The organism is Sphingomonas sp. IC081 (assembly GCF_006874585.1).
Taxonomy (GTDB): domain Bacteria; phylum Pseudomonadota; class Alphaproteobacteria; order Sphingomonadales; family Sphingomonadaceae; genus Novosphingobium.
Genome location: NZ_CP029761.1, coordinates 2,201,988 through 2,219,060 on the forward strand (window position 1 = coordinate 2,201,988; position 17,073 = coordinate 2,219,060).

The 17,073-nt window shown below is 66.4% G+C and carries 16 protein-coding genes and 1 other RNA gene; 7 read left to right on the forward strand and 10 right to left on the reverse strand.

Annotation, left to right across the window (positions count from 1 at the left end):
- Positions 1-41 precede the first annotated feature (41 nt).
- Positions 42-1,337: a heavy-metal-associated domain-containing protein gene (locus tag DM450_RS10560; RefSeq protein WP_142634652.1), complete on the reverse strand. Its 1,296-nt coding sequence runs from the start codon at positions 1,335-1,337 to the stop codon at positions 42-44.
- 70 nt (positions 1,338-1,407) lie between these two features.
- Here DM450_RS10560 and purM point away from each other — a divergent pair, with 70 nt between their 5' ends.
- Both purM and purN read left to right on the forward strand, forming a co-directional pair.
- Entirely contained in the window at positions 1,408-2,523 is a 1,116-nt protein-coding gene (gene purM, locus DM450_RS10565) for a phosphoribosylformylglycinamidine cyclo-ligase (RefSeq protein WP_142634654.1), read from the forward strand.
- Positions 2,516-3,469 (forward strand): phosphoribosylglycinamide formyltransferase, encoded by a 954-nt coding sequence (gene purN, locus DM450_RS10570; RefSeq protein WP_255535824.1) that lies wholly within the window; start codon positions 2,516-2,518, stop codon positions 3,467-3,469. Before purM ends, purN begins: the two co-directional genes overlap by 8 nt.
- A 154-nt stretch (positions 3,470-3,623) precedes the next feature.
- On the opposite strand, the gene DM450_RS10575 is transcribed toward purN, so the two are convergent.
- The 5 genes from DM450_RS10575 to DM450_RS10595 form a co-directional block, all read right to left on the reverse strand.
- On the reverse strand, positions 3,624-3,878 hold the full coding sequence (locus DM450_RS10575) for a YdcH family protein (protein ID WP_142634658.1): 255 nt from the start codon (positions 3,876-3,878) through the stop codon (positions 3,624-3,626).
- Positions 3,879-3,967: 89 nt separating this feature from the next.
- Complete coding sequence (locus DM450_RS10580) at positions 3,968-4,213, reverse strand: hypothetical protein (RefSeq protein WP_142634660.1); 246 nt, start codon at positions 4,211-4,213, stop codon at positions 3,968-3,970.
- Between the two features lie 133 nt (positions 4,214-4,346).
- Entirely contained in the window at positions 4,347-4,769 is a 423-nt protein-coding gene (ndk, locus tag DM450_RS10585; RefSeq protein WP_142634662.1) for a nucleoside-diphosphate kinase, read from the reverse strand.
- Positions 4,770-4,891: 122 nt separating this feature from the next.
- A complete protein-coding gene (locus DM450_RS10590) occupies positions 4,892-5,329 on the reverse strand; it encodes a DNA polymerase III subunit chi (RefSeq protein WP_142634664.1) in 438 nt (145 codons plus the stop codon).
- 23 nt (positions 5,330-5,352) lie between these two features.
- A complete protein-coding gene (locus DM450_RS10595) occupies positions 5,353-6,813 on the reverse strand; it encodes a leucyl aminopeptidase (RefSeq protein WP_142634666.1) in 1,461 nt (486 codons plus the stop codon).
- Positions 6,814-6,908: 95 nt separating this feature from the next.
- Between DM450_RS10595 and DM450_RS10600 the strand changes: the two genes are divergently transcribed.
- From DM450_RS10600 to rsmA, 4 genes are all read left to right on the forward strand, one after another.
- Positions 6,909-9,236: an LPS-assembly protein LptD gene (locus tag DM450_RS10600; protein WP_142634668.1), complete on the forward strand. Its 2,328-nt coding sequence runs from the start codon at positions 6,909-6,911 to the stop codon at positions 9,234-9,236.
- Between the two features lie 224 nt (positions 9,237-9,460).
- The gene (locus DM450_RS10605; protein ID WP_185928588.1) at positions 9,461-10,840 is read left to right on the forward strand and encodes a peptidylprolyl isomerase; all 1,380 of its coding nucleotides are present in this window, start codon (positions 9,461-9,463) and stop codon (positions 10,838-10,840) included.
- A gap of 7 nt (positions 10,841-10,847) precedes the next feature.
- Positions 10,848-11,882, forward strand: a complete 1,035-nt coding sequence (pdxA, locus tag DM450_RS10610) for a 4-hydroxythreonine-4-phosphate dehydrogenase PdxA (protein WP_260609785.1) — start codon at positions 10,848-10,850, stop codon at positions 11,880-11,882.
- Complete coding sequence (gene rsmA, locus DM450_RS10615; RefSeq protein WP_142634670.1) at positions 11,879-12,709, forward strand: 16S rRNA (adenine(1518)-N(6)/adenine(1519)-N(6))-dimethyltransferase RsmA; 831 nt, start codon at positions 11,879-11,881, stop codon at positions 12,707-12,709. Before pdxA ends, rsmA begins: the two co-directional genes overlap by 4 nt.
- 54 nt (positions 12,710-12,763) lie before the next feature.
- On the opposite strand, the gene DM450_RS10620 is transcribed toward rsmA, so the two are convergent.
- Together DM450_RS10620 and DM450_RS10625 are read right to left on the reverse strand one after the other, a co-directional pair.
- Positions 12,764-13,270, reverse strand: coding sequence for a PilZ domain-containing protein (locus DM450_RS10620; protein WP_142634672.1), 507 nt, complete (start codon positions 13,268-13,270; stop codon positions 12,764-12,766).
- A 158-nt stretch (positions 13,271-13,428) separates the two neighbouring features.
- Complete coding sequence (locus tag DM450_RS10625) at positions 13,429-15,552, reverse strand: malate synthase G (RefSeq protein ID WP_142637750.1); 2,124 nt, start codon at positions 15,550-15,552, stop codon at positions 13,429-13,431.
- 293 nt (positions 15,553-15,845) lie between these two features.
- Between DM450_RS10625 and DM450_RS10630 the strand changes: the two genes are divergently transcribed.
- Positions 15,846-16,115, forward strand: coding sequence for a hypothetical protein (locus DM450_RS10630; RefSeq protein WP_142634673.1), 270 nt, complete (start codon positions 15,846-15,848; stop codon positions 16,113-16,115).
- A 63-nt stretch (positions 16,116-16,178) separates the two neighbouring features.
- Here DM450_RS10630 and ssrA read toward each other — a convergent pair.
- Both ssrA and mscL read right to left on the reverse strand, forming a co-directional pair.
- Positions 16,179-16,541, reverse strand: a transfer-messenger RNA (tmRNA) gene (gene ssrA / locus DM450_RS10635).
- Positions 16,542-16,592: 51 nt separating this feature from the next.
- A complete protein-coding gene (gene mscL, locus DM450_RS10640) occupies positions 16,593-17,015 on the reverse strand; it encodes a large conductance mechanosensitive channel protein MscL (RefSeq protein WP_142634675.1) in 423 nt (140 codons plus the stop codon).
- Positions 17,016-17,073 lie beyond the last annotated feature (58 nt).

Below are 17,073 nucleotides of genomic sequence, written 5' to 3' on the forward strand. Positions count from 1 at the left end.
GAAATAGCGCGCGATCCGGTTCAACAGGAACGGATCACGCTCTAGCGGCTGATCCTCAGCGCGCCGCCTCCCGCGGAGACTTTCCAACCTTGCGCACGAAGCGCGGCGGCGAGCCGGTCGGCGCCGCCTTCGGCGCTCACCCGCAACACGGAAATGCCACCGATGGCCAGGCTCACGGTGGCGGCGCCCCGCACGCCGGGCACGCCGCGCACGGCGGCAAGCGCGGCATCGACCGCACCGGCATCGGGACTTGCGAATTGTACGGTCACGCTCTCGGCCGCAGCGGCGGCGGGCGCCGGCTCGCTCGGCACGGCAACCGGCGCCGCCGGGGCGATGCTGCCCGCCGGCACGGCGCCGCCCTGCGGCATCAGCTTGCTGCGCAGTTCGCCGAAGGCCCTGTCAAGCGCCACCTGGTTCATCGCCAGCGTCGGATCCGGGCGCAACTGGCCGCTCGACAGCGCGCCGCGATAGATGCCGTCGACCTGCTCCACCGCCTTGGCGAGCATCGCCGGCAGTTCCTGCTCGTTCGCCGCATCGAGTTCGAAACTGTCGAGATAGGTATTGTCGGGGCCATAGCGCGCGGTGAACGTGCCGTGGATCGGGCCGCCGGGCCACTGCCGCTCCAGCCGGGCGACCGGGATCAGCACGTCGCTGGCATTGAACTGGTCAAGCACGCCGCGCCACCAGAGGCGGCTGCGCCGGGTCGTCTGCCCTGCCGTGAGCAGCAGCGATTCGCCCCCTGCCCCGACCGGACGCACATAATCGACCGGGCTCTGCGAGGCCTGGAACTCGGCCCATGCCTTCTGCCAGGGGCCACGCACTTCGAAGACCTGCTGGACACCGCCGGAATTGAGCACCGGCACCAGCAGCAAAGGCGCCGAACGCACGACAGCGCCGCTGCCGCCGACGAACTGCCCCGCCTTGCCCTTGTCGAAGATCACGCCCAGCGTGGCGATATAGCGGCGGGGACCGACCTGTTCCTGGCCGATCACCACCGAGGAAACCATGGCGTCGATCGCCTCCACCGGCATGTCGGGACCGCCCAGCTTTTTCCAGGCTTCCTTCTCGGCCTGCTTCCAGCCCTCGATTCGCGCCTCGGCGCCGGTCTTGCCCGAGACATCGACGTGGATGCCGCTTACCTGAATGTCCTCGGAGTTGGCGAGCGGCGGAATTCCGCGATCGCCTTCGACTTGCGCACCGATTCGCCAGGCCGAGAATCCGGCCAGGCCAAGCGCCGCGCAGCCGCCAAGCAGCAGTGCAGCGCGGGCCGCAGTCCAGCGCCGACCCTTGTCGTGGCCGGCCAATTGCCGGAAATTCTGGGAGAACGTGATCGCCATTATCGAAACCGTGGCGCCTTTTGCCCAATCGGGAATGGAAATCCAAGTCGGAAAGCGATAGGGGCGCGCAATGTCCGACGATAACTCCCCGAAGAGCTACTCTTACGAGCAGGCCGGCGTCTCGATCGCCGCAGGCAACGCACTGGTGAAGGCCATCGGCCCGCTGGCGAAATCCACCGCACGCCCCGGCGCCGATGCCGAACTGGGCGGGTTCGGCGGATTCTTCGACCCGCGCGCCGCCGGTTACAAGGACCCGCTGCTGGTCGCCGCGAACGACGGCGTGGGCACCAAGGTCAAGCTGGCGATCGACCATGACCGCCATGACCATATCGGCATCGACCTTGTCGCCATGTGCGTGAACGACCTTATCGTCCAGGGCGCGGAGCCCCTGTTCTTCCTCGATTATTTCGCCACCGGAAAGCTTGAGAACGGCGTCGCCGAACGTGTCGTCGCCGGTATTGCCGAAGGCTGCAAGATGTCGGGCTGCGCCCTCATCGGCGGCGAGACCGCCGAAATGCCGGGCATGTATGCCGCCGGCGACTATGACCTTGCCGGCTTCTGCGTCGGCGCCGTGGAGCGCGGTGAACAGCTGACCGGCGACAAGGTGGCCGATGGCGACATCCTGCTCGGCCTGGCCTCCTCGGGCGTGCACTCCAACGGCTATTCGCTGGTCCGCCGCCTTGCCGAGGACAAGGGCTGGAAGCTCGACCGCCCGGCGCTGTTCGATTCGGACGTGCTGCTGATCGACGCGCTGATCGCGCCCACGCGCATCTACGTGAAGAGCCTCCTGCCCTTCATCCGCTCCGGCCGCATCAACGCCCTTGCTCACATCACCGGCGGCGGCCTGCTCGAGAACATCCCGCGCGTGCTGCCCAAGGGCCTGCATGCCCGCATCGACGTCGGCGCCTGGCCGCAGCCGCGCCTGATGGCGTTCCTGCAGGCGCAGGGCAACATCGAGCCGGGCGAAATGGCCCGCACCTTCAACTGCGGCATCGGCATGGTCCTTGCGGTCTCGCCGGACGAAGTCGCCTCGCTCAAGGCCGAACTCGAAGCCGCGGGTGAAACCGTCTTCGTGATCGGCGTGATCGAGGAAGGCGACGCTCCTGATGTTCGAGGCTGCACCGTGCAGGGCAAGGCCGAGCAATGGTCCGCCCGCGAGGACTGGGAAGCCACCCACCTTGGCTGAGAAGGCCAAAGTCGCGGTTCTCATCTCGGGCAGCGGCACCAACATGGCCGCGCTGCTCTATGCCAGCCGGCTGGACGGCTGCCCGTATGAGATCGTGCTTGTCGCCAGCAACAAACCGGATGCGTCGGGCCTCGTGCTCGCCGCCTCCGAGGGCGTGGCGACTTTCGCGCTCAGCCACAAGGGGCTGAGCCGCGAGGAACACGACGCGGCAATGGACGCCGCGATCCGCGAATCGGGGGCGCAATGGGTCGCCCTTGCCGGGTACATGCGCATCCTCACCGATGCGTTTGTCGGCAAGTGGGACGGCCGGATGGTCAACATCCACCCCTCCCTGCTGCCCAAATACACCGGCCTCCACACCCACCAGCGCGCCATCGAGGCGGGCGACAGCCATGGCGGCGTGACCGTCCACCTCGTCATCCCCGAACTCGACGAAGGCCCGATCCTCGGCCAGCTGCCGGTCGCCATCGTGCCCGGCGACACCGCCGAGACGCTGGCCGCACGGGTGCTGATCGCGGAGCACCAGCTCTATTCGCGCTGCCTTGCCGAACTCGTCACCCGCGAGGCCTCGCCCGAGTGGCTGCTGGAGCGCGTGCGCGAACGCGCCATGGCGCTGCCCGAAGCGGACGAGATCTCCAGCCACGGCATGCCCTGCTTCGGCATCGTCAAGGGCAAGAAGTTCGCCTACTTCACCTCGAACCACCACGCAGACGGACGTACCGCGCTGCTGGTCAAGATCAGCGGGCCGGACGAGCAGGCCATGCTGATCGAGCAGGACGAGGACCGCTATTTCCGCCCCGCCTACTTCGGCGACGGCTGGATCGGCATCCGCCTCGACCTTGGCGAGAACGACTGGGATGCGATCGCCGACTGGCTCTCGCGCTCATGGCGTGCGGTGGCACCCAAGAAACTCACCGCGCTGCTGGACGTGGCGGATCAGTTCTGAGGTAGCGCCGATAACCCGGCGCGACCTCAGACCTACCCATCAACCCAATTCCCCGTCATTCCCGCAAAGGCGGGGGCGACGAAGTGTAATGGGTCAAGTGGCCGTGTGGCGACGCGCAGCTTGGCGGCCATTACCCTCCAAACCCAATCTAAACTCAGGCTCCGACCGCCCGCGCGTCGCGGATCATCCGGCCGATCTGGTCAAGCAAGGTCAGCCGCTCTTTCTTGAGGTCCTCCAGCCGCGCGTCGGAGGCGGCATCGAGCTGCTCCTCGATGCGATTGATCTTCCCGTTCACCTCGCCGTAGCGATCCGCCAGCACGGCAAAATGGCCGCGCGTGGCCTTGAGGTGGTGCAGGACCTCGATGTCCTCGGGAAATTCCTCGGCGAGATCGTGGGGCTTGTAGGTCATCGGCTCTCCTCTGTGCTCGATCGAGCTTCGATTGTAGCCCCTCACCCGCCCCGCTCCCTTGCGCGGGATCAAGCGCAAGGCGGAAAATTTCAGATCTGCGCGTAGTCCACCTGGGGCCGGCTTTCGCGAGTGCCGATATAACGCTTTTCAGGCTCGCGCGGGTCTCCGGCGATCAGCACGTGATCCGCGTGGACCTCGACCAGGGTGCCGACGAAGGGAAAGCCTTCGAGGCTGCCGTTCACGCGGTAACTGACGGTATCGCCGACCTTGAAGGTTGCGGGATCGAAATTGAATTCGAAGGGGCAGGCTTCGCCTGTCTCACCCATGCCTTGCATCTTGCTCTCCTATTGAGGGCGAAAATACCAAAGATGCCGGCACAGCCAAACCGAAATCGCGGGCTCCAGGCCCCGGAAACAAAAAAGGCCGCCCGGGCGGGGCGGCCTTTCATGCGCGGAGGAAGCGTAAGCCTCAGCCGACGATTTCTTCGGGCTTGAAGAAGTAGGCGATTTCGATCGCCGCGTTCTCTTCCGAGTCCGAACCGTGGACCGAGTTGGCTTCGATCGATTCGGCGTAGGTCTTGCGGATGGTGCCTTCAGCGGCGTCGGCCGGGTTGGTGGCGCCCATCACGTCGCGGTTGCGCTTGACGGCGTCTTCGCCTTCGAGAACCTGCACGACCACCGGGCCCGAGATCATGAACGACACGAGGTCGCCGAAGAAGGGACGTTCCTTGTGGACGGCGTAGAAGCCTTCGGCCTGTTCCTGCGAGAGCTGGATGCGCTTCGAAGCGACGACGCGCAGGCCGGCTTCCTCGAGCAGCTTGGTGACGCCGCCGGTCAGGTTGCGGCGGGTCGCGTCGGGCTTGATGATCGAGAAGGTGCGGGTAACCGCCATGGTAGGTTCCTCAAAAAATGGGGCGATAGTAAGGGTTTTGAATTGTTGCGCGCGCCCCTAGCCGGGAACGGGGCGCTTCGCAAGAATTAGGCGCCGGAAAGGTCAGGGATAGCGGCGGAGAATCATCCGGCCTGAACCCATCGGCCGCCGTCCTGCTTCCAGTAGTAGTGTTCGACGCCCTCACGCTCGCGCAAGGCACGCCATGTATCGCGCGCGTGCTGGAGGGTGGACTGGTCGAACAGGAAAAAGGTGCGCGCGAACGGCTCCGCCCCTTCGCGCCACCGGCCGTCGGCGATCGCCATGAATTTCGCGCCATTGGCGGGCTGCGGCTCATCGGAAATGAGGATCGGCTGGCGGTCCTCCCCGTTCTCGCCCGCAAAGCCGTTGGCCAGGAAGCTTTCCGGCCCCACCGACCACAGCGCCTGGCAGATGCGCTGGCGCTGGCCGAGGTCGCCGGAAACGACAAGCAGGCGCTCGCCATTCCCCGCGACCTTTCCGGCGATCAGCGCCAGAGCGCTTTCGGCAGGATCACGACTGAGCTGATAGAAATCGACGCGCATGCCGCGGCCCTGCCCTTTATCGATCAGGCTTCGAGCGTGTCGCGCACGAAGCGGTCGAGCAGGCGCACGCCGAAGCCCGAGGCGCCCTTGTCCCAGGTCGCGCCCGGCTTGTCGGTCCACACCGTACCGGCAATGTCGAGGTGCGCCCAGGGAGTGTCGTTCTCGATGAAGCGCAGCAGGAACTGCGCCGCGGTGATCGAGCCGCCGAAGCGCGGGCCGACGTTCTTCATGTCGGCGATCGGGCTCTCGATCATCTTGTCGTAGTTCGGCCCCATCGGCATGCGCCACAGGCGGTCGCCCGATGCGTTGCCGGCGGCGGTGAGCTGCGCGGCAAGGTCGTCGTTGTTCGAGAACAGCCCTGCATATTCGTGCGCGAGGCTGAGGATGATCGCGCCGGTCAGGGTGGCGAGGTCCACCACCTTGGCGGGCTTGTATTCGCGCTGCACCCAGGTGAGCGCATCGCAGAGCACCAGACGGCCCTCGGCGTCGGTGTTGATGACCTCGATGGTCTGGCCCGACATCGAGGTGACGACGTCACCGGGACGCTGGGCATTGCCGTCGGGCATGTTTTCCACAAGACCGCAGACGCCGATCACGTTGGCCTTGGCCTTGCGCAGCGCGAGCGCAAGCATGGTGCCGGCCACCGCACCGGCGCCGCCCATGTCCCACTTCATGTCTTCCATGCCGGCCGCAGGCTTGATCGAGATGCCGCCGGTATCGAACGTCACGCCCTTGCCGACGAAAGCGACGGGCGCCTCGCCGGCATTGCCGCCCAGCCATTCCATGACCAGCAGGCGCGCCGGACGCACCGAGCCCTGCGCGACGCCGAGCAGCGAACCCATGCCGAGTTCGGCCATTTCCTTGTCGTCGAGCACGCGGATCTTGAGGCCCGACCCCGCCATTTTCGCTTCGCAGCGGGCAACGAAGGTTTCCGGGTAGATCGCGTTGGCAGGCTCGGTCACCAGTTCGCGGGTGAAGGAAACGCCCTCGACGATGGCCTGCTCGACCGCCCAGGCCGCTTCGGTGCCTTCCGGCGCGCCGACCACGGCAATATCAACGAGGCTCGGCTTGGCATCGTCGGCCAGCTTGGTGCGATAGGTATCGAGACGCCATGCACGCAGCACCGCGCCCAGCAGCGCGCCGGCCGCCTCGTCGGCCGCAAGGCCCGCGCCGGTGAGGTCCAGCGTCACGGCGGTTTCACCCGAAGTCAGGTACTTGGCGACGACGGCGGCGCCGGCACGCTCGACCGCGCCCTTGCGGTCCTTGCCCTCGCTGCCGAGCCCGACCAGCGCGACGCGCACCACATGACCGTCACGCTCGACAAACCCCTCGAAAACCTGCCCGGCCTTGCCGCTGAAACGCGAGGCCTTGGCGCCTTCCACCAGCACCGCTTCGAGATCGGCGGGAATCGCGTCCTGATTCACGAAGCGGGCGACCAGACGCGCCGAGCCGGCGGCAGCAGCGTCAAGGAACTGGATATTCATGGGATCTCCTGAATTCTCGTGGGCAAGCGACGGACTTGTGCGCTTCGCCGCAACAGCGGATTGCAGTTAGGCACAGGCGGTGCGATAGGCAAGCCATGCTCCCGGCCGCCATGACCCAGCTGCATGTCCGCAAATTGCGCTTGCGATCGCTTCCCCTGCCCTTGCTTGTCGCAGGGATGACCACGTTTGCGCTGCCTGGCGCCGCGCTGGCACAGGACCTTTCACACCCCACCGAAAACACGCCGATTCAGGGCGCACCGCCCGCGCCGGGACCGGAAACCGCCGACAACGTGCCTGTCGCCTTCGAGGCGGACACCGTCCAGTACGACCAGAACGGCGAGACCGTCACCGCCAGCGGCAATGTCGTCATGCGCAAGGACAAGCAGTCCGTGCGCGCCGACAGGGTCACCTGGAACCGCAATACCGGCCAGATCGTCGGCACCGGCAACGTGCGTGTGGTCGACCAGAACGGCAACCAGCTGTTCACCGACCGGGCCGAGCTGACCGACGAGCTCAAGACCGGGATGATGGAAAACCTGCTGCTGGTGCTGCGCGAAGGCGCGCGCCTGGCGGCCAACAAGGGCGAGCGCCTGGCCAACGGCGATGTCGTGCTGCAGCACGCGGCCTATTCCGGCTGCGCGGTGACAGACGACGAAGGCTGCCCCCGCAAGCCTACCTGGCGCGTGCTCGCCAAGTCGGTGATCTACAGCGAGGATCGCAGCGAAGTCCGCTTTTCCGACGCCCGCCTCGAGATGTTCGGCGCCATCCAGCTGCCGCTGTTCGGGCTGACGGTGAGCACCAACGGCGGCGCCGTGTCCGGCTTCCTGGTGCCCGACCTCAAGTCGAGCCCGTCGAACGGCATCGAGGTTGCCCAGTCCTATTACTGGAAGATCGCCGAGAACCGCGACCTGACCGGCACCTTCCACGTCTTCACCAAGTCCGCGCCGATGGCCTCGTTCGAGTACCGCGCGCTGACCGACCTTGGCGCCTACCAGATCACCGGCTACGCGACCTCGAGCAACCGCATCTCGCTCAGCGACAGCAACCCCGATCCCAACCGCGAACGCGCCTTCCGCGGCTACATCTTCGCCAACGGCAAGTTCCAGCTCGACCCGGCCTGGAGCGTGACCGCCTCGATCCGGCGCGCCACCGACCGCACGTTCCTGCGCCGCTACGACATCAGCCGTGACGACCGCCTGCGCTCGTCGGTGGAAGTCGAGCGGATCGATCAGGACAGCTACCTCTCGATCGCCGGCTATGCCACGCAGACGATGCGGTCCGGGCAGGATCAGGGGCAGATGCCGATAGCCATCCCGGTGATCGACTATCGCCGCCGCTTCAACGAATCGCTGCTCGGCGGCAAGTTCGAGCTTGAAGCCAACACCATGGGCATCACCCGCAAGGACGGGCAGGATACCCAGCGCGCCTTCGCCAGCGCCCAGTGGTCGCTGCGCAAGCTGACCAGCATGGGCCAGGAAGTGGTGTTCACCGGCCTCATGCGCGGCGACGTCTACCATTCGGACGACAACGACGCGACCGACACCATCATCTATCGCGGGCAGCCGGGCTGGCAGACCCGCGCCATCGCGCTGGCCGCCGTCGACGTGAAATGGCCGCTGGTCGGGCAGGTCTTCGGCGGCACCCAGGTCTTCACCCCGCGTGTCCAGCTGGTCGCCGCCCCGAAGATCCAGAACCTCTCGATCCCCAACGAGGATTCCCGCGCGCTCGAACTGGAAGACACCAACCTCTTCTCGCTCAACCGCTTCCCCGGTTACGACCGGTTCGAGGACGGCGTGCGCTTCACTTACGGGTTCGACTGGATGTTCGAGCGTCCGCGCTGGCGCATCAAGAGCACGATCGGCCAGTCGGTGCGCCTCAGCAACATGGCCACCGTCTTCCCCGACGGCACCGGCCTGACCAACAAGACCTCCGACATCGTCGGGCGGACCGAAGTGCGCTACCGCAGCTTCGTGAGCTTCATCCACCGCTACCGGCTCGACAAGGACAGCCTGACGATCCGGCGCAACGAGTTCGACATGGCGCTGGGCAACAACCAGACCTACCTTGAAGTCGGCTACGTGAAGCTCAACCGCAACATCGACATCGAGACCGTCGACGGCGATTCGACAACGCTGGAAGACCTTCGCGACCGCGAGGAACTGCGCGCCGCCGGCCGTGTCGCCTTCGCGAAGTACTGGTCGATGTTCGGCTCCGCGGTCGTCAACCTGACCAACCGGAGCGAGGATCCGGTCTACGGTTCGGACGGCTTCCAGCCCTTGCGCACCCGCTTCGGCGTCGCCTACGAGGACGACTGCCTCGAGATCGGCGTGACCTGGCGGCGCAACTACGTGACCAACGGCGATGCCCAGAAGGGCGATTCCTTCATGTTGCACTTCGCGCTCAAGAACATCGGCGTCCATTGAGCCTGAAATTGTCCGCCCGGGGCTTTTTCGAACGCCCTGTTACAATTTGGTTTCCCGCCCCGCGCCCGAAACGTTGGCAGGCTCCGCCAAAGCCGCTATCGGACGCACTCAGTTTCGGTTAAGCCGCAGGCCGACATAGACCGGTCCCATGCGATCTGGTGCCTTCCGGGCATTCGATCCGGGGGGCCGGGATGGTCCGGTCGCAGACGGGATAGAGATCTACGGTGCTAGCAATCCAACGCAAAAGGTTCATCAAGCGCGCGTTCCGCAACTGCGCGATCGCCAGCGGCGCCGTCGCCTCGGCTCTCTCTCCGCTCGCCGCCTCGACCGCGGCATACGCCCAGTCCGCACAGACGCAGCAGGGCGACATCGTGATCCCCGACGACGTCAAGATCTTCGGCAACGACAACCCCAACCTGCGCCGCGCCACGGCGGTCGTGAACGGTGACATCATCACCGGCACCGACGTCGACCAGCGCCTTGCCCTCATCCTTGCCGCCAACCAGGGCAAGATCGACGAGGAAGAGAAGAAGCGCCTGCGCCTCCAGGTGCTGCGCAACCTGATCGACGAAACCCTGCAGATCCAGGAAGCCAAGGCAGCCGACGTGGCCGTCGACGACGCCGAGGTCGACAGCACGTTCGCCCGCGTCGCCTCGCAGAACTTCGGCCAGAACACGCAGGCCATGGACGCCTACCTCAAGCGCGTCGGATCCTCGTCCGATTCGCTCAAGCGCCAGATCCGCGGCGAGCTGTCCTGGCAGCGCCTGCTCCAGCGCAACGTCCAGCCCTTCATCAACGTCTCCGACGATGAAGTGAACGAGATGCTGGAGCGCCTGAAGGCGGCCAAGGGCACCGAAGAGTATCGCCTCGGCGAGATCTACCTTGCCGCCACGCCCGACGCCCAGCAGCAGGTCTACCAGAACGCGCAGCAGATCGTGCAGCAGCTCAAGCAGGGCGGCAGCTTTGTTGCCTATGCCCGCCAGTACTCGCAGGCCTCGACCGCCGCGGTCGGCGGCGACCTGGGCTGGATCCGCCTGGCCCAGTTGCCCGCCGAACTCGCCACCGCCGCGCGCGACATGGCCCCCGGCCAGCTGGTCGGCCCGATCGAGGTGCCCGGCGGTTTCGACATCATCTACCTGATCGACAAGCGCCAGGTCCTCACCGCCGACCCGCGCGATTCCGTGCTGGCGCTCAAGCAGATCTCGCTGAACTTCCCCAAGGGCATCTCCGAGGCCGACGCCAACAAGCGCGCCGAGGCCTTTGCCAAGACCATCGGCACCGCCAAGGGCTGCGGCGACGTCGACAAGGTCGCCACCGGCATCGGCGCCCAGGTCGTCGCCAACGACCAGGTCAAGGCCCGCGACCTGCCGGGACCGATCCAGTCGGCCATCCTCAACCTCTCGCCGGGCGAAACGCTGCCGCCGTTCGGTTCGCTGACCGACGGCGTGCGCATCCTGATGCTTTGCGGCCGCGACGATCCCCAGGCCGATTCCGGCCCGAGCTTCGAGCAGCTGCAGAACCAGATGGAAGACGACCGCGTGAACAAGCGCGCGCAGATGTACCTGCGCGACCTTCGCCGCGACGCGATCATCGAATACAACTGATCCTCTCGTGAGCGGCTCCAAGGTCATCGCTGCGGCGCCGCTCGCCGTTTCGCTGGGCGATCCCGCCGGGATCGCCCCCGAACTGATTGCCGAAGCCTGGCGCTGGCGCGGCGATGCCCATCTGGCCCCGTTCCTGGTCGTTGGCGGCGGCGCCGTGCTTGCCGCCGCGGCCCGCACGCGGGGCTTCGATCTTCCCGTGATCCGCATCGCCGATCCGTCCGAAGCGGCCGAAGCCTTTGCCAGCGGCTTGCCGGTACTTGGCGATGAGGATGCCGCCCCCGCCTTCGGAACGCCGACCCCGGACGGCGCCCGGCTCGCGCTGCATTCGCTGACGCAGGCCACCGCACTGGCGGTCTCCGGCGCCGCGGGCGCCATCGTCACCGGGCCTATCGCCAAGTCCAGACTCGCCGAAATCGGCTTCGCCCAGCCCGGCCAGACCGAGTTCTGCGCCGATGCCTGCGGCGTCGCCCATGACGATGCCGTGATGATGCTGGCCGGACCGAACCTGCGCACCGTGCCGCTGACCGTCCATGTCGCGCTGACCCAGGTGCCGGGGCTGATCACCCGCGACCTGATCGAACGCAAGGCGCGCATCGTGGCCCGCGCGCTGGCTCGCGATTTCGGCCTTGCGGCTGCCCGCATCGCGGTGACCGGGCTCAACCCCCATGCCGGGGAAGATGGCCGCATGGGCCGCGAGGAGATCGACACGATCATCCCCGCCATCGCCGCTCTCGCCGCAGAAGGGCTTGCGGTCACCGGCCCCCACCCCGCCGACGCGCTGTTCGCCGCGCATGAGCGCGACAAATTCGACGTGGCGCTGTGCATGTATCACGATCAGGCGCTGATCCCGATCAAGACGCTCGACTTCGACGCCGGCGTCAACGTCACGCTCGGCCTGCCGATCGTGCGCACTTCACCCGATCATGGCACTGCCTTCGGCATCGCCGGGAAGAACCTGGCCAGCCCCGGCGCCATGATCTCCGCGCTGCGCATGGCCGGCGAATGCGCCGCCCGCCGCGCCACCACAGGACAGACCGCATGACCACCCTGCCCCCCTTGCGCGAAGTGATCGCGCGGCACGGGCTTTCCGCCAGCAAGGCGCTCGGCCAGAACTTCCTGTTCGACGAACAGCTGCTCGACCGCATCGCCGCGATCCCCGGCAGCCTCGAAGGCGCCAGGGTGCTGGAAGTCGGCCCCGGTCCCGGCGGCCTCACCCGCGCGCTGCTGCGGGCCGGCGCCGAAGTCACCGCCATCGAGATGGATCGCCGCTGCCTGCCCGCGCTGGCCGAACTCGAGGCCGCGTTCCCGGGCAAGCTCAAGGTCATCGAGGGCGACGCGATGAAGATCGACCCGGCGACGCTGTTCGACGGGCCCTACCACATCGCCTCCAACCTGCCCTACAACGTCGGCACCGCGCTGTTCACCGGCTGGCTATCGGGCGAGGCATGGCCGCCGCAGTGGTCATCGCTGACGCTGATGTTCCAGGAGGAAGTCGCCCGCCGCATCGTCGCCGAGCCGAACACGTCGGCTTATGGCCGCCTCGCGGTGCTGGCGCAGTGGCGCTCGAAAGCGAAGCTGGCGCTGAAAGTCCACCGCAGCGCCTTCACCCCGCCGCCCAAGGTCATGTCCGCCATTGTCCACGTCGTGCCCGGCGAAGCACCGGCAGGGGTTTCCATGCGGGTGCTGGAACGCCTGACCGAGGCCGCGTTCGGCCAGCGCCGCAAGATGCTGCGCCAGAGCGTCAAGGGCATGCCCGGCGCGATCGAGGCGCTGGAACGCCTCGGCATCGATGCGCAGCGCCGCGCCGAAACGCTGACGGTGGACGAATTCGTGCAAGTGGCGCGCGAACTGACTGCACCGAAAGACTGAACGGCCCGACGCGCGCTGGCGCGGCGCCGGTCCGGCTCCCCCGGATGCACGGGGTCAGTGCGAAAGGTCGCTGCCGCCCTCCAGCGCGATGCGCGCCGTCTGCAGGGGCTCTCCCGCCAGGTTCACCAGCTGCACGATGGCGACAATCCCCAGCAGCAGCAGTGCAACAATGAACGCGGCCTGCATCATGCGGGCCGGCAGCGGTCCATCCGAAGCCAGGGCCACGGCCAGCGGGTGACGCTGGCCTGCCCCCGACTCGGCAAGCCGGGTGATGGTGATCGGCGCCCGGCTGCTTTCCAGAAGCGCCATCACGTCGATCGCCTCTTCCAGCACGATGTCGCAGTGCTGATCGGTGCGACAGCGGACCCATCCGGCCAGATCCTGCCCACCGATCTCGATTTCCACGATTTCCCCGGGCCTAAGCGCCACCGGCATCGCCAGTTGCAACCCCCGCTCGCTGGCATCGACAATCGTGACCTCGCTGTCGACCCCGGCCGAGTGCAGCCTTGCCTGCACTGTCGCCCGAACGCGATCCTCAGCGAAGATGCGCTGCTCTTTCATGGATCCGGCCTCCCACAGCCCCCTTGGCCGTCAGAATAACAGAACGCATGCCACAGGTAAGTTAAAGAACGTGCAATGCTACCAAAGATGGACAGGTCTGTCGGACAAATCGAATGACGGGGCCCGCGCGAACGCGAGGCCCGTCATCGCCGCAGGAGTCAGGCGTCTGCCAGAACCGGAGCCGCCGCCTTCTTGCGCAGGCGCCAGGCATGCAGCAGCGGTTCGGTGTAGCCATTGGGCTGCCCGGCGCCCTTGAACACGAGGTCGCAGGCCGCGCGGAATGCGAAGGACCTGTCCCAGTTGCCCGCCATCGGCTCGTAGAGCGGATCGGCCGCATTCTGGGCATCGACCCGCGCCGCCATGCGCTGCAGCGAGTCCATGACCTGCGCCTCGCTGCAGACGCCGTGCAGCAGCCAGTTGGCCATGTGCTGACTGGAAATGCGCAGCGTCGCCCGGTCCTCCATCAGTCCGACATCGTTGATGTCGGGAACCTTGGAGCAGCCGACCCCCTGGTCGATCCAGCGCACGACGTAACCCAGCAGGCCTTGTGCATTGTTGTCGAGTTCCTCGCGGACCTCCTCGGCCGACCAGTTGGCGCCGTCGGCCAGCGGAACCTGCAACAGGAGGTCGAGGCCGGGCACGTCCTCGACCGCGATCTCGCCGCGCAGGCCGAACACGTCGACTTCGTGATAGTGCATCGCATGCAGCGTCGCCGCCGTGGGCGACGGCACCCAGGCGGTATTGGCGCCGGTCCTGGGGTGGCCGATCTTCTGGGCAAGCATGTCGCGCATCATGTCGGGCGCGGCCCACATGCCCTTGCCGATCTGCGCGACGCCGGACAGCCCGTGCGCAAGGCCGATGGCGACGTTGCGCTTCTCGTAGGCGGCGATCCAGGCCGAGCCCTTGATGGCGTTCTTGCGCATCATCGGCCCGGCCCGCATCGAGGTGTGGATCTCGTCGCCGGTACGGTCGAGGAAACCGGTGTTGATGAAGACGATGCGATCCTTCACCGCGTGAATGCAGGCGGCAAGATTGGCCGAAGTGCGCCGCTCCTCGTCCATGACGCCGACCTTGATGGTGTGGCGCTCCAGCCCCAGCAGATCCTCGACCGCATCGAACAGGTCATTGGTGAAGGCGCACTCCTGCGGCCCGTGCATCTTCGGCTTGACGATGTAGATCGAACCCTCGCGGCTGTTGCCGTAGCGGGTGAGCCCCATGACATCCTGCTTGCCGATGGCGCTGGTGAGGACGGCATCCATGACGCCTTCGGGAATCTCGGTGCCGTCGGGCAGGAGGATCGCCGGGTTGGTCATCAAATGGCCGACATTGCGGACAAACAGCAGCGAGCGGCCCGGCAGCTGCACCGTCTTGCCGCCGCCAACGGTGACGGGCTTGTCGCCCGCCAGTTCACGGGTCAGCACGCGGCCGCCCTTCTCGAAAGTCTCGGTCAGATCGCCGCGGATCAGCCCCAGCCAGTTGGCATAGGCGATGAGCTTGTCCCCGGCATCGACCGCCGCAACCGAATCCTCGAGGTCGACGATCGTCGTCAATGCCGCTTCCAGCACGATGTCGGCAATGCCCGCCCGGTCGGCGCTGCCGACCGGGCTCGCGGGATCGACAACGATCTCGATGCCGAGGCCGTTCGAACGATAGAGCCTGCCGCGGTCGGTCTCACCGACGTAGCAGGCCGGGTCGATCGCGGCCGCATCGATCGAGGCGACATCCGCCCACGAGCCTTCCGCCAGCGGCAGCGCCTTGTCGAGGAACGCACGGCCCGCCGCGATCACCGCCGCGCCGCGAACCGCGTCATATCCCTTGCCCTGGGCGGGCGCCGCGTCGAGCGCATCGGTGCCGTAGAAGGCATCGTAGAGGCTGCCCCAGCGCGCATTGGCGGCATTGAGCAGGAACCGCGCATTGAGCACCGGGACAACGAGTTGCGGGCCCGCCATCGTCGCGATCTCGGCATCGACGCCCCTGGTGCCGACGACGAAGGGCACAGGTTCGGGAACAAGATAGCCGATCTCGCGCAGGAAAGCCTGGTAGGCATCCTGCTCGATCGGCCTCCCTGCATGGGCGAGATGCCATGCATCGATCTGCGCCTGAAGGTCGTCGCGCCGGGCCAGCAGGGCGCGGTTCCGGGGGGCAAACTCGGCCACGAGGCGCGCGAAGCCGCTCCAGAAGGCAGCGGCGTCCAGCCCGACGGGGGGCAGAACCTGCTCTTCGACGAAGCGCGCCAGGGCGGCATCGATCCGGAGGCCCGAACGTTCCAGCATGTCAGTCATCATTCCTCGCAGTCCATGCGCGGCGCAAGTCAACGCGCGGCGCATCCGTGTTGGTCGCCAAGACTGTCCCGGGGAGGAATCGGAAGCCCGTATGCCCGATCCGCGCGTCATTGGCAACAGCCGCCTTGGCCCTGTCCCAGCACGGCGCGCGGCGTCGGCAGCTCTTACAATGGCGTCGGAAAGGCTTACATTGCAGGAACTCGTCAACCATCGAGTCCGCCAGGAACCCGTGACTGGCATGGGCGTTGCATCAATTGTGCTGAGTGTTGGGGCGGAGTTCGAAGAAGGAAGCCATGCTTCGCAAGATTGCCCGATTGTTCGTCATCAAGACGAACTGGGAAGCCTACATGATCATCTACGCGCTCGCGCTGGGCGCGGTGGAACGCGGCAGCGTCTACCTGTCGCGGTTTCCGGGATTCGGCGGCAAGTTGCTGTTCCTCGCCTGCACCGGCGCGGTGTTCATGGCGGGCGCCAAGATCCTCGATGCGATCAAGTACGAGAAGGCCCAAAGGCTGGTCGCCGACCCCGCACCGGAACCCGAAAAACCGGGCAAGGCCGCCTGATAGGCGATCGTTCGGGGGGGGGGGGAGGTAGGGCGATTCTGTTGCAAGGCTCGCCCCCAGCCCCTGGTATCCCTTCTGTTGCCCGGTGGGTCCAACCGCGCTTTAGCTTTGTAACTTCAGACCGTTAGGTCCTAGAATTACGCGGCGAGAGCGAGTGCTTCGTTGTCGTTGGCACTTGTGAGTTTTGAGCCTTGAACGGGTTACTCAGCCCGAATGAAAACACCGCTTTTCAACACACGTCGATCCTAGTTCGGCCCCGTCATCACCCCTGCGACAACAGGGTTGCCCCAATGAAGGGACGGGTGATGGTGGAGCCGCCGGGTACCGCCCCCGGGTCCGCTGTGCCTATTGAACGGCGCAGTTTATCATCATATCCGGCAAGCCGGCACCGACCCATATAGGGCGTGCGCCGCAAAAGAAAAGGGGGAGAGCCTGCGCCCTCCCCCTGCTTTTTTTTGACGGGTTTCCCCGAAAACTTCACTTCTTCAGGGCGTCGCGGATTTCCGCCAGCAGTTCCACTTCGGTGGGACCGGCCGGCGCTGCCGGGGCTTCCTTCTTGGGCAGCAGGCGATTGGCCTGGCGCACGATGAGGAAGATCACGAAGGCCAGGATCAGGAAGTTGATGACGGCGGTGATGAAGGCGCCGTAACCGAACATGGCAACGCCTGCGGCCTTGAGCGCCGCGTAAGTCATCGGCCCGGTGTAGCCCGCCGGAATCGTGCCCAGCACCACGAACTTGTTGCTGAAGTCGATGCCGCCGGTGATGAGGCCGATGAACGGCATGATCACGTCGTCGGTCAGCGAGGCGACGATCTTGCCGAAAGCCGCGCCGATGATCACACCGACGGCGAGGTCGAGCACGTTGCCACGCGCGATGAAAGTCTTGAATTCCTGAAGCATTGTCCGCTTGTCCCTTGGTCGTTTTTCCGGCGGGTGCGCCGGTTGCCGCGTCTCGTGG

What these genes read in the sequence shown, in the direction of transcription:
- DM450_RS10560 (WP_142634652.1), bottom strand. Translation starts at nt 1,337, where the DNA reads ATGGCGATCACGTTCTCCCAGAATTTCCGGCAATTGGCCGGCCACGAC.
- purM (WP_142634654.1), top strand. Translation starts at nt 1,408, where the DNA reads ATGTCCGACGATAACTCCCCGAAGAGCTACTCTTACGAGCAGGCCGGC.
- DM450_RS10575 (WP_142634658.1), bottom strand. Translation starts at nt 3,878, where the DNA reads ATGACCTACAAGCCCCACGATCTCGCCGAGGAATTTCCCGAGGACATC.
- DM450_RS10580 (WP_142634660.1), bottom strand. Translation starts at nt 4,213, where the DNA reads ATGCAAGGCATGGGTGAGACAGGCGAAGCCTGCCCCTTCGAATTCAAT.
- ndk (WP_142634662.1), bottom strand. Translation starts at nt 4,769, where the DNA reads ATGGCGGTTACCCGCACCTTCTCGATCATCAAGCCCGACGCGACCCGC.
- DM450_RS10590 (WP_142634664.1), bottom strand. Translation starts at nt 5,329, where the DNA reads ATGCGCGTCGATTTCTATCAGCTCAGTCGTGATCCTGCCGAAAGCGCT.
- DM450_RS10595 (WP_142634666.1), bottom strand. Translation starts at nt 6,813, where the DNA reads ATGAATATCCAGTTCCTTGACGCTGCTGCCGCCGGCTCGGCGCGTCTG.
- DM450_RS10600 (WP_142634668.1), top strand. Translation starts at nt 6,909, where the DNA reads ATGCTCCCGGCCGCCATGACCCAGCTGCATGTCCGCAAATTGCGCTTG.
- rsmA (WP_142634670.1), top strand. Translation starts at nt 11,879, where the DNA reads ATGACCACCCTGCCCCCCTTGCGCGAAGTGATCGCGCGGCACGGGCTT.
- DM450_RS10620 (WP_142634672.1), bottom strand. Translation starts at nt 13,270, where the DNA reads ATGAAAGAGCAGCGCATCTTCGCTGAGGATCGCGTTCGGGCGACAGTG.
- DM450_RS10625 (WP_142637750.1), bottom strand. Translation starts at nt 15,552, where the DNA reads ATGACTGACATGCTGGAACGTTCGGGCCTCCGGATCGATGCCGCCCTG.
- DM450_RS10630 (WP_142634673.1), top strand. Translation starts at nt 15,846, where the DNA reads ATGCTTCGCAAGATTGCCCGATTGTTCGTCATCAAGACGAACTGGGAA.
- mscL (WP_142634675.1), bottom strand. Translation starts at nt 17,015, where the DNA reads ATGCTTCAGGAATTCAAGACTTTCATCGCGCGTGGCAACGTGCTCGAC.